This is a genomic window from Exiguobacterium oxidotolerans JCM 12280, from assembly GCF_000702625.1.
Taxonomy (GTDB): Bacteria; Bacillota; Bacilli; order Exiguobacteriales; family Exiguobacteriaceae; genus Exiguobacterium_A; species Exiguobacterium_A oxidotolerans.
This window is the reverse complement of the sequence record NZ_JNIS01000001.1, coordinates 2,439,162-2,459,147: the sequence shown is the minus strand read 5'-3', so window position 1 is coordinate 2,459,147 and position 19,986 is coordinate 2,439,162. Positions and strand designations below refer to the sequence as shown.

Below are 19,986 nucleotides of genomic sequence, written 5' to 3'. Positions count from 1 at the left end.
CCGGATTCTTATTGTACCAAATATGGGACGAAGATGCATAGTGCAATCACAATTGATGTAAGCGCCAACACTAAAACTGCACCGCTCGCGATGTCTTTTGCCGCCTTGGCTAACGGATGCCACTCTTTCGTCACTAAATCGACCGTTCTTTCAAAAGCTGTATTCAGCATTTCCGCACCTAGAACGGTACCGATCGTTAAAAATAAGATGGCACGTTCAACGGACGAAAGTGGGAAGTAAAATGCTGCAATCGTGACGATTAGTCCGAGAACAAAATGAACTTTCATATGTCGTTCTTCTCGAACGGCTTGCCGGATGCCCGCTAGCGCATGGACAAACGGAACCCACCAGGACTTCACAACTCGCCTCGATACAACTCGAAGTGATGTAGAATTTCCTCCTGACGTTTTGTCATGACTTCTTCATCTGCCTTTTCGATGTGATCATACCCTAACAGATGTAAAAAACCATGGACGGCTAGAAAACCAAGTTCCCGTTCAAACCGATTTCCATATTCAGCCGCTTGTTCCCGACACCGTTCGACGGAAATGATTAAATCCCCGAGCACAACGGGTTCGTCTTCTAGTAATTGAAAGTCAATTTCATCTTCTCCGAGCTCATCCATCGCAAACGAAATGACGTCCGTCGCTTGATCCTTCCCGCGCCAATCGCGATTGATTTCTCGAATCTCTTCATTCGTCACGAATGTGACGGACAGCTCACTATTGACTTCGACTTCTTCTTGTTTCGCAGTATAAATAAGAATCGATTCGACTAAGCGTTGCTGTTCCTCGCTCAATAAGTTTCCCTCGTCAGTCATATAAGTATTCATTTCGTTTCCTCTTTCTTTAATTCAGGATATTCAATCCGTTCGTGAAACAATCCCGAAAGCGTGTGACACGCACTTTCCCCGACACGATAAATGTCACGCGTCGTAATGTCACATTCCGCGAATTGATCGTCGAGCATCTTCTCTCGAATGATTTTCGAGACAAGATCACGAATCCCCTCTTCAGTCGGAGACTTCATCGAGCGGACAGCTGCTTCAATCGAATCCACAATCATGATGACTGCCGCTTCTCGTGTCTGTGGTTTCGGTCCACTGTAGCGGAATTCCGCTTCGTTGACTTCACCTTGCTCCGTTGCTTTCACATAAAAGTAGCGGAGTAACGACGTACCATGGTGCTCTTGGCAAATCGCGACGATTGCCCCTGGCATTTTTGCTTCTTGCAATAGTTCTACTCCATCATCCGTATGCGCTAAAATAACACGCGCCGATTCGGTCGGGGTCAACCGATCGTGCGGATTACGGCCATGTTGATTTTCGATGAAATAAAGCGGACGGCGGGTTTTCCCAAGGTCATGATAATAAGCACCAACTCGTGCAAGTAATCCATCGGCCCCGATTGCTTCACATGCCGTTTCAGCTAAATTTGCGACCATCATACTATGATGATACGTTCCTGGTGCCTCGACCAATAATTTCTTTAATAATGGATGCGTGGGATTTAACAGTTCTAATAACCGTGTCGGAGCCAAAATTCCGAAAGTCATTTCTAAAAACGGTAACAAACCAATCGCGAAGATGGCACTCAATAATCCGCTCGCAATTGCAAATGCCGCTAAAGTTAACGTTTCCTGAAGTTCGAGTTGCCCACTGCGCATCAATAAGAAGGTAAAGAAGATAACGATATTGGCAGCAGAAATCACTAAACTACTCAAGAAAATCCGTCGGCGTGATAAGCTCGATTGTAAAAAGAAAGTCGCAACGAGCCCGCCGATCACTAAGTAAATCGCAATGTTAAAGCTGAAGTTTTGATTCGTGCTATAGAAAAATGTTCCAGCAAGCGCCATAAAGAGTGTGCTGGCCAAGGCGATTCGTTCATTCAGCAAATTTCGTAAAACGAGTGCCGCGAATGCCGTCGGTGTCAACAAGTACAGTACAGGATTGATATCCTCTGCTAAAAACGCCATTCCGTATGTCACGATAAGTTGCAAAATCACGACAAGATAGACAAGACCAAACAAACGGACTTTCCCCATCTTCGCGTACCGAAGATTTGAACGAGCGATGAATCCATATAACAGCAACGTCATTAAACCACTCAAAAGTAACGTTCCTAACAATGGTTTGAACGACTTCCGGTCTGAGATCAATCCAACAAGCTTAAGCTGACGGTATTCATCTTGTGAAATCACTTCACCACGCTTAACGATAACCTCGCCTTCAGAAATGATGACAGGTTCGACTTTATCGCTCGTTTGATTTCGCAATTGCTCGGTCTTCTCAGGGTCATACACGTAGTTCGTGACAATCAATTGATCCGTTAATGCCTTGCTGACCGCTTTTAATGAAAAAGATAATGGTGTTCGGTCAATGTCGAGCCGTGCATTCTCACGCGCTTCTGCTAACTCTCCGTCTTCAGAAGAAATTCGCTGTTTCATTGCTTCTTCAATCGCCGTAATCACCGCGTCACGCGTGGTGCTCCGAACGGACGTAGAAGACGTCGCAAGCAAACGTAACTCATCATCTTTCAATAAATCAGCCGCTTCCGTATTTCGAAGCCGCTGCTTAATCCGTCCGATGTCTTCCGCCTTCGTTATACCTTTTAAGCTCGCAAAGAGTTGTTCCACCTTATCAATTTGTTGCGATGCATATTCTTTTTTGACCGTATACTGACTGTCAATCGCAGCTACCGTATTTTCTTTAATCTGTCTGGTCGCTTCACGGTCTTCGATGGTCAAAGGAGATCGGATATCTTCTTCCGCGATAGAGAAGGCTTCTGCCGCCAAAGCTTCCGGACGAACGGACACATACATCATCGTTGACACGATGATGTAAAATCCAATCGTCAGCAAGCTGACCCACAGTCCTATTTTCCGCATGCCTTAGTCCCCCTTCCCCTTACTTTCATGGTTGAGTTTCAGCCGATTTCTTGGCTGTACGCATCAATGATTTTTCGGACAAGTGGATGACGAACGACATCAGCAGAACTGAAGTGTTCAAAATGAATGCCTCGAACATCACCTAGCAAATTCAAAGCTTCTTGCAATCCAGAGGTTTTTCCCCGCGGCAAGTCGACTTGCGTCAAATCTCCTGTAACAATCATTTTCGAATGAAATCCGAGTCGCGTCAAAAACATTTTCATTTGTTCTTTTGTCGTATTTTGAGCTTCATCCAAAATGACGAAGGCATGTTCAAGCGTTCGTCCACGCATGTAGGCAAGTGGAGCAATTTCAATCACACCGCGCTCTAATAGGCGCGCTGTATGTTCGACGCCTAACACATCATGGAGCGCATCGTATAACGGACGAAGGTAAGGATCGACTTTTTCTTTTAAGTCCCCCGGTAAGAAACCTAGACTTTCACCAGCTTCAACAGCAGGACGTGTAAGGACGAGCCGTTTCACGTGCCCCTCTTTCAGGGCTTTTGCCGCCATGACGACAGCTAAATACGTTTTACCTGTCCCGGCAGGTCCGATTCCGAACGTTAAATCGTATTTCTCGATTCCGCGTACATAACGTGCTTGACCAAGCGTTTTTGCACGGAGCGGTTTTCCTTTATGATTCGTATGAACGACGGTGTCATATAATTCAAGTAATTCATCGACTCGATTTTGTCGCGCCAATTGAATTGCACTTGTTGCGTCACGCTCCGTTAAAACTGCCCCACGATTCACGAGCTGTGTGAGAACGCCGATGACTTGCGTCGCCAGTCTAATCGCGTCCTCCATTTCTGTTTGAACAATCAATTCATCACCTCGATGAACGAGCTGAACATCAAGTTCTGCCTCCATTGTTTTAAGCACCGCATCATTTGGTCCAACGAATGCTTGCGTCTGATCTGAATTCGAGAATGCGAATGGAATTCTTTCATTAAATATCACGTTATGATTGGCCTCCTAATGATGGACAACAGTATGTCATCGCCACAAATCTATTCTCTTCTACTTTAGCATTTCCTAATAATAGATGGAAAGAAAAACCCATCTTGTTGAAACGACTAAAAAGGTCAGCCCCCCTTAAAATTAGGAAGCTGACCTGTTCTTATGAATGGGGTGTTTTCGTTTTACGTTTTGAAACGGGTGGACCGAGGACTTCACTCCAAATGATGGCACGACGCGCTTCTTCTTGCGTCGTTTGCATCCCTGTTTTCTTGACCGCTTTCGTCCCGATTGCTCCTTCGGCGATTGACCCCTTGATTTCTCCGATATTCGTACTCGTTTTAGAAACCAGTTGACGATCGGTATGCCGTTGCATGTCCGTTCGACGATCTTCTAGAAGCAGACGTTGCTGTTTCTTTTTTACAGCCGGCGGTGCATCATCCTTCGTCATCGTTTCTGCCTGTCCCACCATGTTCTTCACATAATCCCCAAACTCTTTTGATGGCGTTCTTGTCGGTTGGTTAGCTTTACTTTTATCTGCCGCTTTAGAAATGACAGAGATGACGCCAAATGCCACCATTAAACCGACCCAGATTAAACTTCCCATCCTACATCATCCTTTATTGTGAGTCATTCGGCGAAGACTGACCACCGATTGCCTGGCGCATCTTCGTATCTGCTGTCACGTTGAGGTAATTCGCATAATCCATCACGCTGAAGTTTCCGTCACGAAGCGCTTCCGAAATCGCAAGTGGAACTTCCGCTTCTGCCGCAACAACTTTCGCACGCATTTCTTCGACACGCGATTTCATTTCTTGTTCGCTCGCAATCGCCATCGCACGACGCTCTTCCGCTTTCGCTTGGGCGATGTTCTTATCCGCTTCCGCTTGATCCGTTTGAAGAACGGCACCGATGTTTTTCCCGATATCGATGTCCGCGATATCGATTGAGAGAATTTCGAACGCCGTACCGGAATCAAGGCCTTTCGCAAGAACCGTCCGTGAAATCATTTCTGGATTTTCAAGCACTTCTTTTTGATCATGACACGAACCGATTGTCGAAATGACACCTTCGCCGACACGGGCGATGACTGTTTCTTCACCCGCACCACCGACAAGACGGTCAATGTTTGCCCGGACTGTGATTCTTGCTTTTGCTTTTACTTCAATCCCGTTCATCGCAACACCTGCGATGAATGGTGTTTCGATGACTTTTGGGTTAACTGACATCTGTACTGCTTCAAGTACGTTACGTCCTGCCAAATCAATCGCGGCTGCACGCTCGAAACTAAGTTCGATGTTTGCACGATGCGCGGCAATCAACGCATTGACGACACGGTCGACGTTACCACCGGCAAGAAAATGACTTTCAAGTTGGTTCGTATTCAAGTTTAAGCCAGCTTTGACGGCTTTGATTAACGGATTAACGATTTTAGATGGTGTGACGCGACGTAAACGCATTCCGACGAGTGTAAAAATCGAGACGCGGACGCCGGCCGCTAAAGAACTAATCCACAGTGGGATTGGAACGAGCGTAAAGAAAATTGCGAGGAAGATTAAGACTCCTCCGGATATGAGTAGGACCGTTAACAGTTCAGGTGTCATGTGATTGACTCCTCCTTCGTAGTTTGGACTCGAACGACGACGCGTCCGTGTGTCACTTCTTTGACGATAATTCGCTCACCAGAGCCGATAAAATTCCCTTCAGTCACTGCATCGATTCGATTCCCATCGATTTCAATCGTTCCAGCAGGTCGTAAAGGTGTCAAACTGATACCTTCCTTGCCATTGAGTTGAACTTTCTCTTCATGTGACAAATACCCTTTTTCCGACGATGTCGAATCCGTCAAAATCAAACCTCTCCATAATAATGATTGGTTGGATTTGATTCTCCGGTATGCCCAGTACCCTGCCGCCAGCGACAAAAATACGGATAGACCTATCGCAAGGCCGACTTGACCGACCGTCGCCCCAGCCATGATCAGGCTCGCGAGGACAGCACCGATACCCACAACTCCAAAGATACCGAATCCTGTGACGAATATTTCGATCAGCAACATGACGACACCGACCAAGAAGACCGCTAAAATCATCCCTAAGCTAAAAGACATTACTCCGTTCACCCCTTTTTATCAGAATCAGACGCTTCTCCCCTTCTGAAACACACTTCTTTGTTACTCTTATTATATACGCTTTCACCCATTAAAAGGTTTCACAACTCTTTTATTTTCTAATTATTCCGATAATATGTGTCGAAAAAACAAATAAAAAAAGGCATCCCGAGGGACACCTTCAAAATTGATCAATTTAATTGTTGTTTAACAAGTCGATTAATCAAAGCACCGTCCGCCTTGCCTTTCAGCTGCGGCATGACGACGCCCATTACTTTACCCATGTCAGAAGGAGCAGAGGCACCCGTCTGTGCAATAGCTGCATCAACGATTTCCTGTACTTCTTCTTGAGAAAGTTGTTTTGGCATATAAGCTTCGAGCACGATAATCTCTGCTTGAATCTTCTCGACGAGGTCGTGACGATCAGCGCTTTCGAATTCTCGGAGGGAGTCGTTGCGCTGTTTCATCTCACGTGAGAGTATAGTTAGCTCTTCCTCATCAGTTAATTCTTGCTTACCGAGTTTAATCGCTTCATTTTGCAGGGACGACTTCACCATCCGAATCGTCGTCAGACGATCTTTCTCACGCGAACGCATGGCTTCCTTCATATCCGCTGTCAAACGCTCTTGAAGACTCATGAGGATACACCCTCTCTAACGTTAGAACTTCTTACGCTTACGCGCAGCCTCCGATTTAAGCTTACGTTTTACACTTGGCTTTTCGTAGTGTTTACGTTTACGAACTTCAGCAAGCGTACCATCTTTTGAAACACCACGTTTGAAGCGACGAAGTGCGTCTTCAAGTGATTCATTTTTACGTACACGAGTTTCCACTAGTTTTCCCTCCCTCCGATATTACCGACTAAAGGAAACGTGTCAGACACGTCATATAACATTATAGTAGGAATGTACAGAATGGTCAATAGTTGATTGACATGTTCTCATTACATCCTGGATATGTTCCTTTTTGTTCCTTTCTATAGTCTCATGTCGTCCCATTATTTACAACAGATTCATCTGTTTTACCTAAAAAAACGTGACACTTTTTGTAAGCGCTTTCTAAAAATCGTTAAAATGTTTTGTCAAAACAGTGAAAGATGTGTCAATATATAAACAGTTATCTGAAAAAGGAGTTGGTATTATTTATGAAAGAAGCAAAACGAGTCATCTGGGGTCTTCTCATCGGTATCGCCTTAGGACTTGTCCTAGCCGCTCTACCTGACAAGACGATTTACGAAAAACTAAATATGTATGCCTTACAACCAATCGGGACGATTTTCTTGAACCTGATTAAAATGCTTGTTGTTCCAATCGTCTTCTTCTCCATTTCCCTCGGTGTCATGGGTCTCGGAAACCCAAAAGAATTAGGTCGTGTCGGCGGAAAAGCCATCGGGTTTTTCTTATCGACGACAGCAGTTGCGATCATCATCGCACTTGGTCTTGCCTTATTAATCAAACCGGGCGAACGTGGTAATTTCCAGACTGAAGGACTCTCAAAGGCAACCGGTGAGATTCCTGATACAAGTATCATCAATACGATTGTCGGGATGTTCCCGACAAACCCGATCACGGCGATGGCAGAAGGTAACATGCTCCAAATCATCGTCTTCAGCGTTTTCATCGGTTTCGGGATTACGTTCTTAGGTAAAAAAGCAGCAACGCTCCGTTCGTTCATCGAACAAGGCAATGACTTGATGACGTACTTAATCACACTCGTCATGAAAATGGCGCCGCTCGGAGCTTTCGCCTTGATCGCTTCAGCCGTTGGTTCATTAGGTCTTAAATCATTACAAGCAATGTTCGCGTATATGTCAATCGTCGTCTTATCATTAATCGTCCATTCATTATTCACATATGGTTCTGCCGTCTCTTTGATCGGGAAGATGAATCCGTTCTTCTTCTTCAAGAAGTTTGCACCCGTCATGATGTTCGCCTTCTCGACATCTTCGTCGAACGCAACTCTTCCGGTCGCGATGCAAACGGCGCAACGCGAACTTAAAGTACCACGATCTGTCTCAAGTTTCGTTCAACCGCTTGGTGCGACGATCAACATGGACGGAACAGCAATCATGCAAGGGGTCGCGACCGTCTTCATCGCGCAAGTCTATAATGTCGATTTAACACCAGGACAACTGGCGACGGTCGTCTTGACTGCCGTCCTCGCGTCAGTCGGAACAGCTGGTGTACCTGGAGTCGGTCTCGTCATGCTGACGATGGTCCTCCAGTCGGTCAATCTTCCCGTCGAAGGGATCGCCTTAATCATCGGAGTCGATCGTCTACTCGACATGATGCGGACTGCCGTCAACGTCACTGGTGACGCTGCTTGTGCCGTCATCGTTGCAAAATCGGAAGAAGGTAACTTAAAAGATAAGGAAGTCGAAGACGAGCGCTACGCGTAAGTTTTCCGCTTGATGAAAAAAGGTCGTCCCTACCGTGAATCACTCATGGTAGGGACGACCTTTTTGTATCTTGTTATTTTTTTAGAACAAATGAACTGAGTGGATCCACCGTGATGCTGCCTGAAACATTTCGAAGTGTTTTCGTCCCTGCTGTTTTACCATCGACGATCAACTTCCACTTTCCTTTTGGAAGCGTCAGCTTGACCGCAGCGCGTTTTGCGTTATGGACAACAAACAACTCTGCTTTTTGATGTGGTGCATCTTCTGAAAGTTGATACGCGACGACTTGCTCCGTCGTATCGATAAACGTCAAATACCGTCTGATGTCTTTCGCTGATCCGAGGTGAAGTGCCGGATTCGCTTTCCGGACTTCAATCAAGCCCTTCATGTAATCGACGTCTTGTTGACGATCCATCTTCCGTTTCCAGTCGAGTTGGTTGACGGAATCCGGTGATTTATACGAATTATGGTCGCCACCTTTCGTCCGCATGAAATCTTGACCGGCATGAATGAACGTCGTCCCTTGTGATGTCAACAGGATGCTTGACGCCAAGCGGTGCATTTTCGTTTTCGTCGCATCCGTATCGTTCGGGTTCGTTAAGTTCAACTTGTCCCACAACGTGTGGTTGTCGTGTGCTTCCACATACGTGATGGTTTGATTCGGCTCTGCTGCGAATCCCGTGATGTCTTGGTTATACGCAATCTCACCGACGATTCCGCGTTTGATGCGGGTTTCAAGACCCGTCTGTCCGTTAATGAATCCTGCATCCGTATCTTCAAAGACACTTCCTTTAAGCGCATCACGCAAGTTATCGTTGAAGTGAGCGACGCCCGGCATTTGTTTCGCATTTGTCTGGTTCGCTTTTTCTGTTTCAGGAAGTGGTGTGTTCAAGCTCCACCCTTCTCCAAAAACAAGGATTGATGGATCGATTTTAGTTGTCGTCTTTTTGACGGCATTCATCGTCTTCGTATCATGGATTCCCATCAAATCAAACCGGAATCCGTCCCAATGATACTCTTTCGCCCAGTACCCGACGGAATCGACGATCAACTTATGCATCATTTGGCGTTCTGACGCTGTATCATTGCCGACACCCGTCCCGTTCGCTAAATCGCCACCCTCTGTGTAGCGGTAATAGTAACCCGGGACGATTTTATCGAGGTTTGATGCTTTGGCATCGAACATATGGTTGTAAACGACATCCATGACAGCACGTAGCCCATTGTCATGAAGACCTTGAATCATCTGTTTCATCTCTGTGATTCTGACTTTCGGGTCATATGGATTCGTCGCATATGAGCCTTCTGGTGCATTGTAGTTTTTCGGGTCATATCCCCAGTTGTATGATTTTAACGGATTCGTCTCATCGACGGAAGCCGTATTGAAGTCGTAGACTGGGATGAACTGAACATGTGTGATGCCAAGTTCTTTTAAGTGATCGAGTCCTGTTTTCGTCTTCGTTTTCTTGCCATCTTTCATTAAACGTGTTCCACGTTCAACTACTCCGAGGTACTTCCCTTTTTGCTTAATTCCTGAATCATAGCCTGAACCGGTCACATCAAACATCGACAAATCACGGACGTGGGTTTCATAGATGATGGCATCTGTCGCTTGTTTGAGCGGCACCTTCGATTTCGTCCAGCGTTTCGGATCTGTCTCCTTTAAATCAACGACAACACCTTGATCTCCATTGACAGCAACAGCGGTCGCATACGGATCGACGGCACGCGTCGTATCTTTTGCATGTTTCACTTCATAGGTGTAGCCTGTCCCGTCGAGATCACCTTTTACGGTAACGGTAAAGACGCCACGGTCACCACGTTTCATCTCGATTTCTTGTGTGATGTCTTTTGTTGTTGCTGCTGCTTGTTTTGGTAACTTGTATAACTCGAGTTCGACCGCTTGAGCAGTCGGAGCCCACAATCGGAACGTCGTTTTTGATTTTTTGTACGTCACACCTAACTTGCCGTCATAGGCATATTTTTGATCAAAGGCATCAGAACGTAAAACCTGTCCTGCTTCAAGCACACCTTCACCGAACACCGGATGTGTCACAGTCACAACCTTTGATAAATCAATGTCGGACGAAACCGTGACTTCAAGTGTCTTCGCGTCAAGTTGTGTGACGACCGGATTAACGAGTCCCGTGAACGAAAAATTCGCAACATCGTCTGCTGAGACGGGCGCGTTCGTTTTGAGCGTCATCTTCTTAAAGTCATCTGCGAGGAAACTTGTAATCTTAGGTGTCCGGTCAATTTCCGGTTTGCCGTAGTAGATCGTTTGATCTCCTTCGATTAACCAGATGTCTTTTGCTCCGGCATAGAAGAAACGATCCGCCCCGTCTTTTTCGGACCAGCCTTCGATATGCGGAATGATCCCGACGAGCCGTTGTTTTGTTGGGTTCGCAAGCGACACGGTCGCGACGGCACCAAACGCATCCTGTTGATTAAATTCGAACCGTTGGCCATCCGCCTCATTTGGCCATGCCCATACGCCGTATTTTTCATAATCGTTGTCATAACGGTAATAATGGACGTTTGTTTTGATTGATTCGACGTCAGCCCCGCCTGTCGGATTGACCGGTGAGACGTCTTTGCTTCCGGATGCAATCCACACTTCCGCGACACCGTCTTTAATCATGTCTTTCGTGATGAATCGGTCATTTTCAGAACCGGCATCTTTGTTCCAGTTATCATCACGGACAATCAAGCCGATTTTTTCTGGCTGGTCGACCGGGAATTCATAAGCGGCAATCTTTCCGTATGCATCTTCTCCGTTAAAGGCATGTGCCTTGTTCGGGAAGTAATCCGGTCCGTTCGCCCAGAGCCAGAGATTCCAATCTTTTTCTGACGTTTTATCTTCTTTGTAGTGAATGATGACGAGCGTCGATTTGCCTTTTTCGAGCGCTAATCCGTTCACTGGGAGTAAACTGAAAATTAGTGCAAACGTTAGCACAACTGCACAGACTGATTTCCATCGATTCATGTTCCATCCTCCTTAAATGTATGTAATCGTTTTCATTTCCATTTTCCACACGAATTCCCATACTGTCAAAGTATATTTTAGTTAACTAAAGAAAATAAGCCTTTCGGACCAGAACAAAAAAAGGGCTGACTCATAAGTCAGTCCAAAATCAATCCTATATCGATCAAATGCTTATGAAATTTAAAAAGCCTGCATGGGTAGGCTGTTCTGTCACATTTCCCTGTCTCGACTCGTCTTCAAAGCGGCAACCTTACGCGCCGCTTCGCTTCGCTGCAGGGTCGCGTAAAGTTGCTTTTCGCTTTGGAAGCGATTCAAGACGGAAGGCGCTTTTAATTCTCGCCGCTTTGTCTACAAAATGAAGAAAACGACAACACCACAGTCTGTGTTATCCCTTCATCAATGCCTCGAGTGCTTGTTTCGTTTCCCGCATCGACGCCTCCGAAGCGAAGAAATACCAAATGCCGTCACTTGCGATATACCCTTCGCCGTCAATCTTCAAGGATTGTAAGTGTTCGAAACCAGTTTGATTCTCTTGTGCCAGTTGGGTCGCTTCAGAAAACGTAATGTTCGTACTGAAATTATCCTCTAAGACCTGACTGAGTTGTTCGAGCTTCGTTAAAATGTTCGGACCTGCAAGTTTCATTCCGACAGACTCGAGAACTTGCCGTTGCCGGATTTGTCGTCCCATATCCCCAAGCGGATCCTGCTTGCGCATCCGGGCGTAACCACTCGCTTCGAGACCGTCCAGCTCAATCTGTCCTTTCTTGTACTCTTTTTGGAGCCGACGGTCGTTCCAACTAAAGGCAGACGGATTATCAACCGTCACACCATCAACGGCGTCAACGAGTTCAATCAGTCCATCCATGTTGATTTTAGCGTAATACGGAATCTCGACGTCAAACGTTTTTTCGACCGTCTGAAGCGTCTCTTCGACTCCACCATAAGCATACGTATGATTAATTTTTGTCGTCTGTCCATCTGCTAACGTGACTTGCATATCGCGCGGAATCGAGAGCGAACTCGCTTGTTTTGTTTTCGGATTAAACGATAACAACATGATTGCATCGGCCCGACCCGGATCATTTTTCCGTTCATCGACCCCGATCAACAAAACATGGACAGGTCGCATGGCTTCAAGTGGTAATTTTTGCTCGCCTTTTAGTGGAGTAATCAATGCATCTGCTGTTCGTTGGAGCTTTAAAAATGCGTATCCGGTCGTCGCACTCGCCACCAAGACAACTAGTAACAAAAGCGCACTCGCGACTCGCAAGAACGGATTCGGTCGTTTTTTCTTCATCCGTGATTCCATCATTAACCCCCTCACAGTTTCTGCTGATACGTCTTCATCAGGCCGGTGATATTCGAGTTATGCAAAAAGAGTACACCGTCGACTTGTTGTTGTTTTGCGAATACAGACACGTCAAACGTGGCATTGACATACCGGATATCAACGACTTCGAGATTTGCACTTCGGGCGAGAAACGGCAGGACCGGATTCGCAAAGGAATCCTTCAGGACAAGCAATTTTGGCCCCTTGACGTCCGACTGCATCGACATGATGCCATGGTTACCGCGTAAAAAGACTTCATACCGGTCAGCATAATCACCTGCTTCCTTGATATAGCTTTCATCGATGACCGGTTGCTGGCACGTGTTGTCGTAGCACACATCAATCCCGTCAAACTGGCTTGCGTCGTAATAGGCAAGTGTATCGCCGGTCGTCGCATAGGCGAGGGTCGTTTTCCGGGCAAGTGATCCATAGTACTCGTGACCGGATACTTTCCGGGCGTTTGACGCGATGGGTACTTCTTTAATCGATACCTTGTCCGCTTGGAGCTGACGAACGATTTGCTGATAGGCAAAATAAGCTCCGTCAATGTTCCAGTGATGATCCGTTTTAAAATAATCGGACAGCTTCAACTCATCGAGCGAAATGTTTGTCATCCCTGCCTCGTCAAACCCTTCTACCATCTTTTTGTACCGGACTGTCGCGTTCGACGCGACATAATCGGGTAAAATCCCGTTCTGCTCAGCGACGACCGTCTTTGAAGGAGCAAGCGCCATGTAGACAGGTCGATCAACGGCTTTGACAAATTTCTTAAAACCGTCCGGAATCGGTGTCACCTGTGCCTGACTCGACTCAATCATGTAGTCATTCGGGGCCGTATAAATGCCATTTCGAAACGGTTGGCGTAAGACGGTTTTTGACAAGCGGGCTTGTGTTTCGACGAGTGTCCCCCGAAGCAACAATTGATCGGTAAAATACTTTTCAAGTTCTCCCATGTATGCCCCACTGACGACTGTTGCTGTTGTTGGTGGCGTCAATTTTGCGAGCGAACGATTTTCAAGTTGTGACATGACACGGTCCTGTTTCAAGACCGTCCCAAGACCAACCATCGTCAGGATGACCATGAAACTGACTGCCGTCGCCGCCATCATCAGTCGTTCGAACGAGTACTTCTTTCGTGGCCGCTGTTCCTTGTCTGGTCTGAGTGGCGCATGTGCCATGCTGATTCCTCCTTACTTAAAAACGGAAATAAATGAACGGATTGAAGGTACTCGCGACGAGGGCGGATGTCGCAAGAAACAGTAACACCATCGCATAGCCATACTGAATCGTCTGTCCGACTTTCCCGAGCCGTTCGACGACCCACTGACCCAGTATTTTTGGTAGCGGTGTCGCAGCAAGCGCAGCAAGCAGTAAGATGACGCCGTTCTGGACGAGCTGGTAACTGGCCCGTTCATCCCACACTTCTGTCGGGATAAACATCGCACGCAAGTACTCGAGTGCGTCCGGAAATGTCGTCGCCCGGAAAAAGACCCAGCCGACTAACACAAGAAGGAGTGTCCAAATCGTCGAAATGACGGGGACACGGCGTAATAATTTCCCGAGAAATGCTTTCTCGAGCATAATCCATATCCCGTAGTACGCACCCCAGGCGACGAACGTCCAACTTGCACCATGCCAGAGGCCCGTCAGCATCCAGACGACGGCGAGATTTCGATACTGTTTGAGCGGTGAGACACGATTGCCGCCAAGCGGGATATAGACATAGTCACGGAACCATGAGCCGAGCGAGATATGCCAACGTCGCCAAAACTCCGAGACGGACTTCGCGATGTACGGATAGTTGAAGTTTTCCAAAAAATGAAATCCGAACATCAGTCCGAGTCCAATCGCCATATCGCTATATCCGGAAAAATCAAAGTAAATTTGTAGCGCATAGGCGATGATGCCAATCCATGCCAGCCCCATCGACAAATCATTCATCTTGAAGACGGCATCTGCCACTTGTCCGCAACCATTCGCTAAAATCAATTTTTTCGACAACCCGATAATAAAACGACGGACACCGAGCGCGAAATCAGGTAATGTCTCTTGCCGATCGTTGATTTCATTTGCGACCGTCTCGTAGCGGACGATTGGCCCGGCAATCAATTGCGGAAATAACGCGATGTACAGTGCTAAATCAAGTGGGTTTTTCTGGACTTTCCCCGCTTCCCGGTAGACATCGATGACATAACTCATCGCCTGAAACGTAAAGAAAGAAATCCCGATCGGTAACACGACTTCCGGAACAAACAGCTCCGTCTGCAACGTTTGATTCAAAGACGCCATGAAAAAGCCACTGTACTTGAACCAGCCGAGTAGGGCGAGGTTCGTGATGACCATGCTCGCCATGACAAGTTTGATTCCGACACGATGCCGGTACGTGTCGACCATCAGGGCAAACAAGTAGTTGATCAGGATACTCGCAAGCATCAGTAAAACGAACTTCGGTTCTCCCCAAGCGTAAAAGAAAAGGCTCGCTACAAGGAGCCAGCCGTTACGAAAAAATCGTGGCACTAGATGATAGACAAGCAGGACGATCGGTAAGAACACAAATAAGAAAATCGTCGAACTAAACAGCATAGTGAGGATCCTCCTGTTTCAGTTGAATACGTTCAGCGATTTTCAACTCAGTCAGTCGGATCCGGACGTCACCTGCCACAAGAAATTTAAAGGCGATTTTAAAATACTGTGCCCCTTTGACCCGCTCCAGTTGAATCTGAAGATCAGTTGCCCCGTCGAGCATGACGAATTCCGACTCCGATCCCATGCGTTTTTTATTTCCATATTGCATCTTAAATAGTTGAATTTGACAAGGAACATCGGTTTCAAAACGACACGTCACATGAATGACGTCTGCCTGTCCGAAAGCGGCATCTTGGCGGTAGAGCTTTGACGGCGGATACTGAAAGCCTTGATCGAACAATTGGATATACAATTTGTCCGCATTTGTCGCCTCCTGGAAATCGAACAACACACCTGCCGCCTCGTCTTCTAACAGAATCTTTTCTTGACTCCCCTGCGGAAAAAAATGATAACTCGCTAAATGAAACGTACGTGTTGAAATCATACCGGGACCTCGCTCATGATGGCGTCAACGATGCGCTCAGCCGCATGACCGTCGCCGTAAGGATTCGCGGCCTGCGCCATCTCACGGTACGTTTCTTCATCCGTCAACAAACGGTGACTCATTTCAAAAATGCGTTCCGTATTCGTCCCGACCAGTTTTAATGTCCCGGCTGCGACACCTTCCGGCCGTTCTGTCGTCTCCCGCAGAACAAGTACTGGTACACCAAGCGATGGCGCTTCTTCTTGGATGCCGCCAGAGTCTGTCAAAATAAACGTTGCCCGGGCCGCTAAGTTATGAAAATCAAACACATCGAGCGGATCAATCAAATGAATTCGCGGATGGTGTTTCAATTGTTCCGCCGCTTCGAGCACGATTGGATTCGGATGGACGGGGTAGACGATTTCAATATCGGCATGCGTCTCTGCCAACCGTTCGATGGCATCAAAGATTTGTGACAACTGGAGGTGATTTTCGCGCCGGTGGACGGTCAGTAAAATTAACTTATGTCCGCTCGCCTCTAAGTCCGTCAACACTTGATGTGTATAGTCGGATGAGACAGTTGTCTTGAGCGCGTCGATGACGGTGTTCCCGGTCACGATGATCGGTGTCTGTTTATGCTCGCGTCGGAGATTTTCTGCTGCTTGATCTGTCGGCGCAAAATGAAAATCAGCCAGTACTCCCGTCAATTGACGATTCATCTCTTCCGGGAATGGTGCATATTTTTGGTAGGTCCGTAATCCCGCCTCGACATGGCCGACCGGAATCTGTTGGTAAAAAGCAGCGAGCGAAGCAGCGAACGTCGTGGTCGTATCCCCATGGACTAACACGAGATTGGGTTGCTCCTTTTCGAGGACACGACGCATCGCGTTCAAAATCCGCGCCGTCATTTCTTCGAGTGTTTGTCGTGGACGCATCAAATCTAAATCGTGGTCGGGAACAATCTGGAATAACTCAAGCACTTGATCAAGCATCTCCCGATGTTGCGCCGTGACGACGACGATCGGCTCGACACCTTCGCGCGCCTCAAGTGCTTTGACGACGGGCGCCATTTTAATCGCTTCCGGTCTCGTTCCAAATACAAGCATGACTTTTTTCATCCGTTCCATCCCCTATCCCTTATTCATGATGACAATTCAATCGTCTCGCCACGGACAGACCGTTCGATTTCATCACTTCGTCCTGTCCGCTTTTTTGCCACGTAATGCGCAACTTGTTTTTTCGATAACTGTTTATGCCAGTAGAGATACTTGTTGTACTCCGCCATCGTCTCGTTGGTTGGTCCGAACATCCGGACTTCGCCGTATTCGAGCCATAAGACTTTTGAACAAAAACTTTTGACCTGACTGAGCGAATGGCTGATAAAGAAAATCGTCTTCCCTTGATCACGAAACTCACGCATCTTATCCAAACACTTTTCCGTGAACGTCTGATCGCCGACCGATAAAGCTTCGTCGATAATCAAGATATCTGGATTGATGTTGATGGAAATCGCAAACCCTAAGCGGGCCCGCATCCCACTCGAATACGTTTTGACCGGTTGGTCGATGAATTCTCCGATGTCGGCGAACTCTAAAATGTCTGGTGTAATCATTCGGATTTGTGTTTTGTTCAGTCCCATCATCAGCCCCTTGAGCTCGATATTGTCACGTCCTGTCAACTGATTGTTCAATCCGCTCGATATGGCAATTAAGGCTGACTTACCACGTAACGTCACCTGTCCATACGTCGGAGGCGTGACGTTCGCAAGGAGATGTGACAACGTTGATTTTCCACTTCCGTTGATGCCAACGACACCAACGATTTCACCTTGTTCGACTGAAAACGATACATTCTTTAAGGCATAGAACGGCTTTCCGCTCATCTTGCCAAATAAAACTTCTTTTAACTTATCAATCGGACGCGAATACAAGACGTATCGCTTCGAGACATTTTCAAACACGACATGACTCATCTTCGTTCCTCCTACACATAATCAATGAAATAACGACGGAATCGGATATGGACGGTTGCACCTGTCATTAAAATCACTGCGGTAATGCTCCAAAAATAACAGCCGTACCAAAGATGCCCCATCAAATACCCCGTTCCGATTAAGGCTGAACGATACCCCTCGATCAAATAAACAAGTGGATTGATCATCAACAACGTCTTAAAGATGGAATGATCGGGTGGGACCCACATAATTGGCGTCAAATACATCAACATCCGCATGCCTGATGTGACCATGTTTTGGACATCCCGGACCATCGTCGCGAGCGCCGACAACAGGAGCGAGACCGCATATAAGAAAATGATTCCTGCTGGTATGATGTACAACAGTTCGAACGTATGCCATCCCGGAAAATAACCAAAGGCAGCTCCAAGAATGATTGTCAGAAAGACCATCGCAATGTGCCGGTAAAATTGTGCCAAAATGACATAGGCCGGAATCGTACTTAACGGGAAATGCATTTTCGAGACTAGCGCGACCCGTCCATAGATGGAACGGGACCCGCTTGGAATCGTACTTCCGATAAAGAACCAGGCAATCAATCCACTGACTAACCATAAGACAAACGGAATCCCGTCCACCGGGTGTCCACCTCGAATGCCAAAACCGAAGACGACCCAGTAGACACCGATTTGCAGCAGGGGCGTCATGATTTCCCAAAACCAGCCGAGGTATTGCATGCTGTATTGGCTTTTTGTCTCATAGAGTGAAAGACGTACGATCAGGTAAAGATGATCTTTCAACTCATGGAGAACAGTACGGACGTTGTTCATATCGCTTCAGCGTCTACTTTCATCGTGTTATGTGTATGCAAGTTACCGAAGTTAAGGACCATGATGTCTTCAAGCTCTCCGACGACGCCTTTCGTATCAAATAAGACCGGCGTCCGCATTTGGTTTTTCAGACGACGTGAATCAAATGCCTTGAATTCATCGTGATCGACAAGGACCAGGGCAAGATCGGCTCCTTGGATTGCTTCAATCTCGTCGACTAATGTGAAGCGTGACGAAATCGAGCGTTCGACGTGCGGATCACAGACTGCGACATCGAGTCCCCGATCTAACAATTGTTCGATGACTTCAACTGCTGGACTTTCCCGCATATCATCAACGTTTCCTTTATACGTGACACCGAAGACAGCAATTTTCGGACGGACACGGTTGGCGACGAGACGTTCTGCTTGATCCGCAACGAATCGTGGCATGTTGACATTCGTATCACGCGCCATATGGATGATTCGTGCAAGCGACGGCGCCTTCGCGACGATGAAGTACGGATCGACGGCAAGACAATGTCCTCCGACACCCGGTCCCGGATGATGCAAGTTGACGCGTGGGTGCATGTTCGCCATCTCAATGACATCGAGGACGTTAATTTTAAGTTGGTGACACACTTGTGTTAATTCGTTCGCAAGTGCGATGTTGACGTCACGGAATGTATTTTCCATCAACTTCGACATCTCTGCCGTCTTCGCATCCGTCTGGACGATTTCCCCTTGAACGAATGTCCGGTAGACAGCGGCCCCGGCCTCGGCACACGCTTCCGTCAGCCCACCAACAATCCGGTTGTTATGAATCAATTCATGAAGAATTTGTCCCGGTAAAACCCGTTCCGGACAATGGACGACGAACACGTCTTCGCCAATTTTAAAGCCCGCTTCTTCAATCAATGGTCGAACATGGTCATCCATCGTCCGTGGTGCGATTGTTGATTCGACGATGACGACGTTTCCTTTTTCTAAATGTGGTAATAGATTGCGAACTGCTGAAATGACATACTTCAAGTCACATGATTTATACGTGTCGTCAAGGTTCGGCGTCGGAACGGCAATCAGAAAGACATCGGCTTGTTCCGGCGTCAATGTCGCACGGAACGTACCGTTCGCGACAACTCGTTTGATGACGTCTTCTAAGCCTGGTTCTTCAATATGGATATCTCCTGCATTCAACATTTGAACGATTCGTGGGTCGATATCGACACCGACTACTTCTGTGCCGTGATCTGCGAACATCGCAGAAGAAGGTAATCCAATATATCCAAGTCCGATTGTACAAAGTTTCATTTTGTCATTCCTCCATCTAGTGTGTAGTTCACGCCAAACCTTGCATCGAACATGACGTGGCTGTACCTAGACCATACCGACAATTCCTAGTGTTTCCAATGGTTCTAACCATCTCTTAAACCATTCTTCACAGACCTTACATTCGCCGCATTTTCT

The 19,986-nt window shown here is 47.0% G+C and carries 19 protein-coding genes; 1 reads left to right on the top strand and 18 read right to left on the bottom strand.

Annotated features, from left to right (window positions below; translation table 11 throughout):
- Positions 1–8 precede the first annotated feature (8 nt).
- From P403_RS0112425 to rpsU, 9 genes are all read right to left on the bottom strand, one after another.
- Entirely contained in the window at positions 9–359 is a 351-nt protein-coding gene (locus tag P403_RS0112425; RefSeq protein WP_029332939.1) for a diacylglycerol kinase family protein, read from the bottom strand.
- Positions 356–832: an rRNA maturation RNase YbeY gene (ybeY, locus tag P403_RS0112420; protein ID WP_029332938.1), complete on the bottom strand. Its 477-nt coding sequence runs from the start codon at positions 830–832 to the stop codon at positions 356–358. The genes P403_RS0112425 and ybeY overlap by 4 nt, the downstream gene beginning before the upstream one ends.
- A complete protein-coding gene (locus P403_RS0112415) occupies positions 829–2,886 on the bottom strand; it encodes an HD family phosphohydrolase (protein ID WP_029332937.1) in 2,058 nt (685 codons plus the stop codon). The genes ybeY and P403_RS0112415 overlap by 4 nt, the downstream gene beginning before the upstream one ends.
- 38 nt (positions 2,887–2,924) lie before the next feature.
- The gene (locus P403_RS0112410; RefSeq protein WP_051667392.1) at positions 2,925–3,887 is read right to left on the bottom strand and encodes a PhoH family protein; all 963 of its coding nucleotides are present in this window, start codon (positions 3,885–3,887) and stop codon (positions 2,925–2,927) included.
- Between the two features lie 160 nt (positions 3,888–4,047).
- On the bottom strand, positions 4,048–4,491 hold the full coding sequence (locus P403_RS0112405) for a hypothetical protein (protein WP_029332935.1): 444 nt from the start codon (positions 4,489–4,491) through the stop codon (positions 4,048–4,050).
- Positions 4,492–4,504: 13 nt separating this feature from the next.
- Positions 4,505–5,488: a flotillin-like protein FloA gene (floA, locus tag P403_RS0112400; protein ID WP_029332934.1), complete on the bottom strand. Its 984-nt coding sequence runs from the start codon at positions 5,486–5,488 to the stop codon at positions 4,505–4,507.
- Positions 5,485–5,994 (bottom strand): NfeD family protein, encoded by a 510-nt coding sequence (locus P403_RS0112395; RefSeq protein ID WP_034801219.1) that lies wholly within the window; start codon positions 5,992–5,994, stop codon positions 5,485–5,487. The genes floA and P403_RS0112395 overlap by 4 nt, the downstream gene beginning before the upstream one ends.
- A gap of 191 nt (positions 5,995–6,185) precedes the next feature.
- Positions 6,186–6,632 (bottom strand): GatB/YqeY domain-containing protein, encoded by a 447-nt coding sequence (locus P403_RS0112390; RefSeq protein WP_029332932.1) that lies wholly within the window; start codon positions 6,630–6,632, stop codon positions 6,186–6,188.
- A 21-nt stretch (positions 6,633–6,653) separates the two neighbouring features.
- Positions 6,654–6,827 (bottom strand): 30S ribosomal protein S21, encoded by a 174-nt coding sequence (gene rpsU, locus P403_RS0112385; protein WP_012369719.1) that lies wholly within the window; start codon positions 6,825–6,827, stop codon positions 6,654–6,656.
- Positions 6,828–7,138: 311 nt separating this feature from the next.
- Between rpsU and P403_RS0112380 the strand changes: the two genes are divergently transcribed.
- Complete coding sequence (locus tag P403_RS0112380) at positions 7,139–8,392, top strand: dicarboxylate/amino acid:cation symporter (RefSeq protein WP_029332931.1); 1,254 nt, start codon at positions 7,139–7,141, stop codon at positions 8,390–8,392.
- 73 nt (positions 8,393–8,465) lie between these two features.
- Here P403_RS0112380 and pulA read toward each other — a convergent pair whose 3' ends face one another.
- The 9 genes from pulA to P403_RS0112335 all read right to left on the bottom strand — a co-directional run bounded on the left by pulA (position 8,466) and on the right by P403_RS0112335 (position 19,830).
- Positions 8,466–11,378, bottom strand: a complete 2,913-nt coding sequence (gene pulA / locus P403_RS0112375; protein WP_029332930.1) for a type I pullulanase — start codon at positions 11,376–11,378, stop codon at positions 8,466–8,468.
- A gap of 385 nt (positions 11,379–11,763) precedes the next feature.
- The gene (locus tag P403_RS0112370; RefSeq protein ID WP_029332929.1) at positions 11,764–12,687 is read right to left on the bottom strand and encodes an LCP family protein; all 924 of its coding nucleotides are present in this window, start codon (positions 12,685–12,687) and stop codon (positions 11,764–11,766) included.
- 11 nt (positions 12,688–12,698) lie between these two features.
- Positions 12,699–13,886, bottom strand: a complete 1,188-nt coding sequence (locus P403_RS0112365) for a DHHW family protein (protein ID WP_029332928.1) — start codon at positions 13,884–13,886, stop codon at positions 12,699–12,701.
- Positions 13,887–13,902: 16 nt separating this feature from the next.
- The gene (locus P403_RS0112360; RefSeq protein WP_029332927.1) at positions 13,903–15,291 is read right to left on the bottom strand and encodes an MBOAT family O-acyltransferase; all 1,389 of its coding nucleotides are present in this window, start codon (positions 15,289–15,291) and stop codon (positions 13,903–13,905) included.
- Complete coding sequence (locus P403_RS0112355) at positions 15,281–15,778, bottom strand: hypothetical protein (RefSeq protein ID WP_235195208.1); 498 nt, start codon at positions 15,776–15,778, stop codon at positions 15,281–15,283. Before P403_RS0112355 ends, P403_RS0112360 begins: the two co-directional genes overlap by 11 nt.
- Complete coding sequence (gene wecB / locus P403_RS0112350) at positions 15,775–16,875, bottom strand: non-hydrolyzing UDP-N-acetylglucosamine 2-epimerase (RefSeq protein ID WP_034801215.1); 1,101 nt, start codon at positions 16,873–16,875, stop codon at positions 15,775–15,777. Before wecB ends, P403_RS0112355 begins: the two co-directional genes overlap by 4 nt.
- Positions 16,876–16,898: 23 nt before the next feature.
- A complete protein-coding gene (locus tag P403_RS0112345) occupies positions 16,899–17,729 on the bottom strand; it encodes an ABC transporter ATP-binding protein (protein ID WP_029332924.1) in 831 nt (276 codons plus the stop codon).
- Positions 17,730–17,740: 11 nt separating this feature from the next.
- Positions 17,741–18,541: an ABC transporter permease gene (locus tag P403_RS0112340; RefSeq protein WP_029332923.1), complete on the bottom strand. Its 801-nt coding sequence runs from the start codon at positions 18,539–18,541 to the stop codon at positions 17,741–17,743.
- The gene (locus tag P403_RS0112335) at positions 18,538–19,830 is read right to left on the bottom strand and encodes a nucleotide sugar dehydrogenase (protein WP_029332922.1); all 1,293 of its coding nucleotides are present in this window, start codon (positions 19,828–19,830) and stop codon (positions 18,538–18,540) included. Before P403_RS0112335 ends, P403_RS0112340 begins: the two co-directional genes overlap by 4 nt.
- Positions 19,831–19,986: the final 156 nt, after the last annotated feature.

What these genes read in the sequence shown, in the direction of transcription:
- ybeY (WP_029332938.1), bottom strand. Translation starts at nt 832, where the DNA reads ATGAATACTTATATGACTGACGAGGGAAACTTATTGAGCGAGGAACAG.
- P403_RS0112415 (WP_029332937.1), bottom strand. Translation starts at nt 2,886, where the DNA reads ATGCGGAAAATAGGACTGTGGGTCAGCTTGCTGACGATTGGATTTTAC.
- P403_RS0112405 (WP_029332935.1), bottom strand. Translation starts at nt 4,491, where the DNA reads ATGGGAAGTTTAATCTGGGTCGGTTTAATGGTGGCATTTGGCGTCATC.
- floA (WP_029332934.1), bottom strand. Translation starts at nt 5,488, where the DNA reads ATGACACCTGAACTGTTAACGGTCCTACTCATATCCGGAGGAGTCTTA.
- P403_RS0112395 (WP_034801219.1), bottom strand. Translation starts at nt 5,994, where the DNA reads ATGTCTTTTAGCTTAGGGATGATTTTAGCGGTCTTCTTGGTCGGTGTC.
- P403_RS0112390 (WP_029332932.1), bottom strand. Translation starts at nt 6,632, where the DNA reads ATGAGTCTTCAAGAGCGTTTGACAGCGGATATGAAGGAAGCCATGCGT.
- P403_RS0112380 (WP_029332931.1), top strand. Translation starts at nt 7,139, where the DNA reads ATGAAAGAAGCAAAACGAGTCATCTGGGGTCTTCTCATCGGTATCGCC.
- pulA (WP_029332930.1), bottom strand. Translation starts at nt 11,378, where the DNA reads ATGAATCGATGGAAATCAGTCTGTGCAGTTGTGCTAACGTTTGCACTA.
- P403_RS0112370 (WP_029332929.1), bottom strand. Translation starts at nt 12,687, where the DNA reads ATGGAATCACGGATGAAGAAAAAACGACCGAATCCGTTCTTGCGAGTC.
- P403_RS0112365 (WP_029332928.1), bottom strand. Translation starts at nt 13,886, where the DNA reads ATGGCACATGCGCCACTCAGACCAGACAAGGAACAGCGGCCACGAAAG.
- P403_RS0112360 (WP_029332927.1), bottom strand. Translation starts at nt 15,291, where the DNA reads ATGCTGTTTAGTTCGACGATTTTCTTATTTGTGTTCTTACCGATCGTC.
- P403_RS0112355 (WP_235195208.1), bottom strand. Translation starts at nt 15,778, where the DNA reads ATGATTTCAACACGTACGTTTCATTTAGCGAGTTATCATTTTTTTCCG.
- wecB (WP_034801215.1), bottom strand. Translation starts at nt 16,875, where the DNA reads ATGAAAAAAGTCATGCTTGTATTTGGAACGAGACCGGAAGCGATTAAA.
- P403_RS0112345 (WP_029332924.1), bottom strand. Translation starts at nt 17,729, where the DNA reads ATGAGTCATGTCGTGTTTGAAAATGTCTCGAAGCGATACGTCTTGTAT.
- P403_RS0112340 (WP_029332923.1), bottom strand. Translation starts at nt 18,541, where the DNA reads ATGAACAACGTCCGTACTGTTCTCCATGAGTTGAAAGATCATCTTTAC.
- P403_RS0112335 (WP_029332922.1), bottom strand. Translation starts at nt 19,830, where the DNA reads ATGAAACTTTGTACAATCGGACTTGGATATATTGGATTACCTTCTTCT.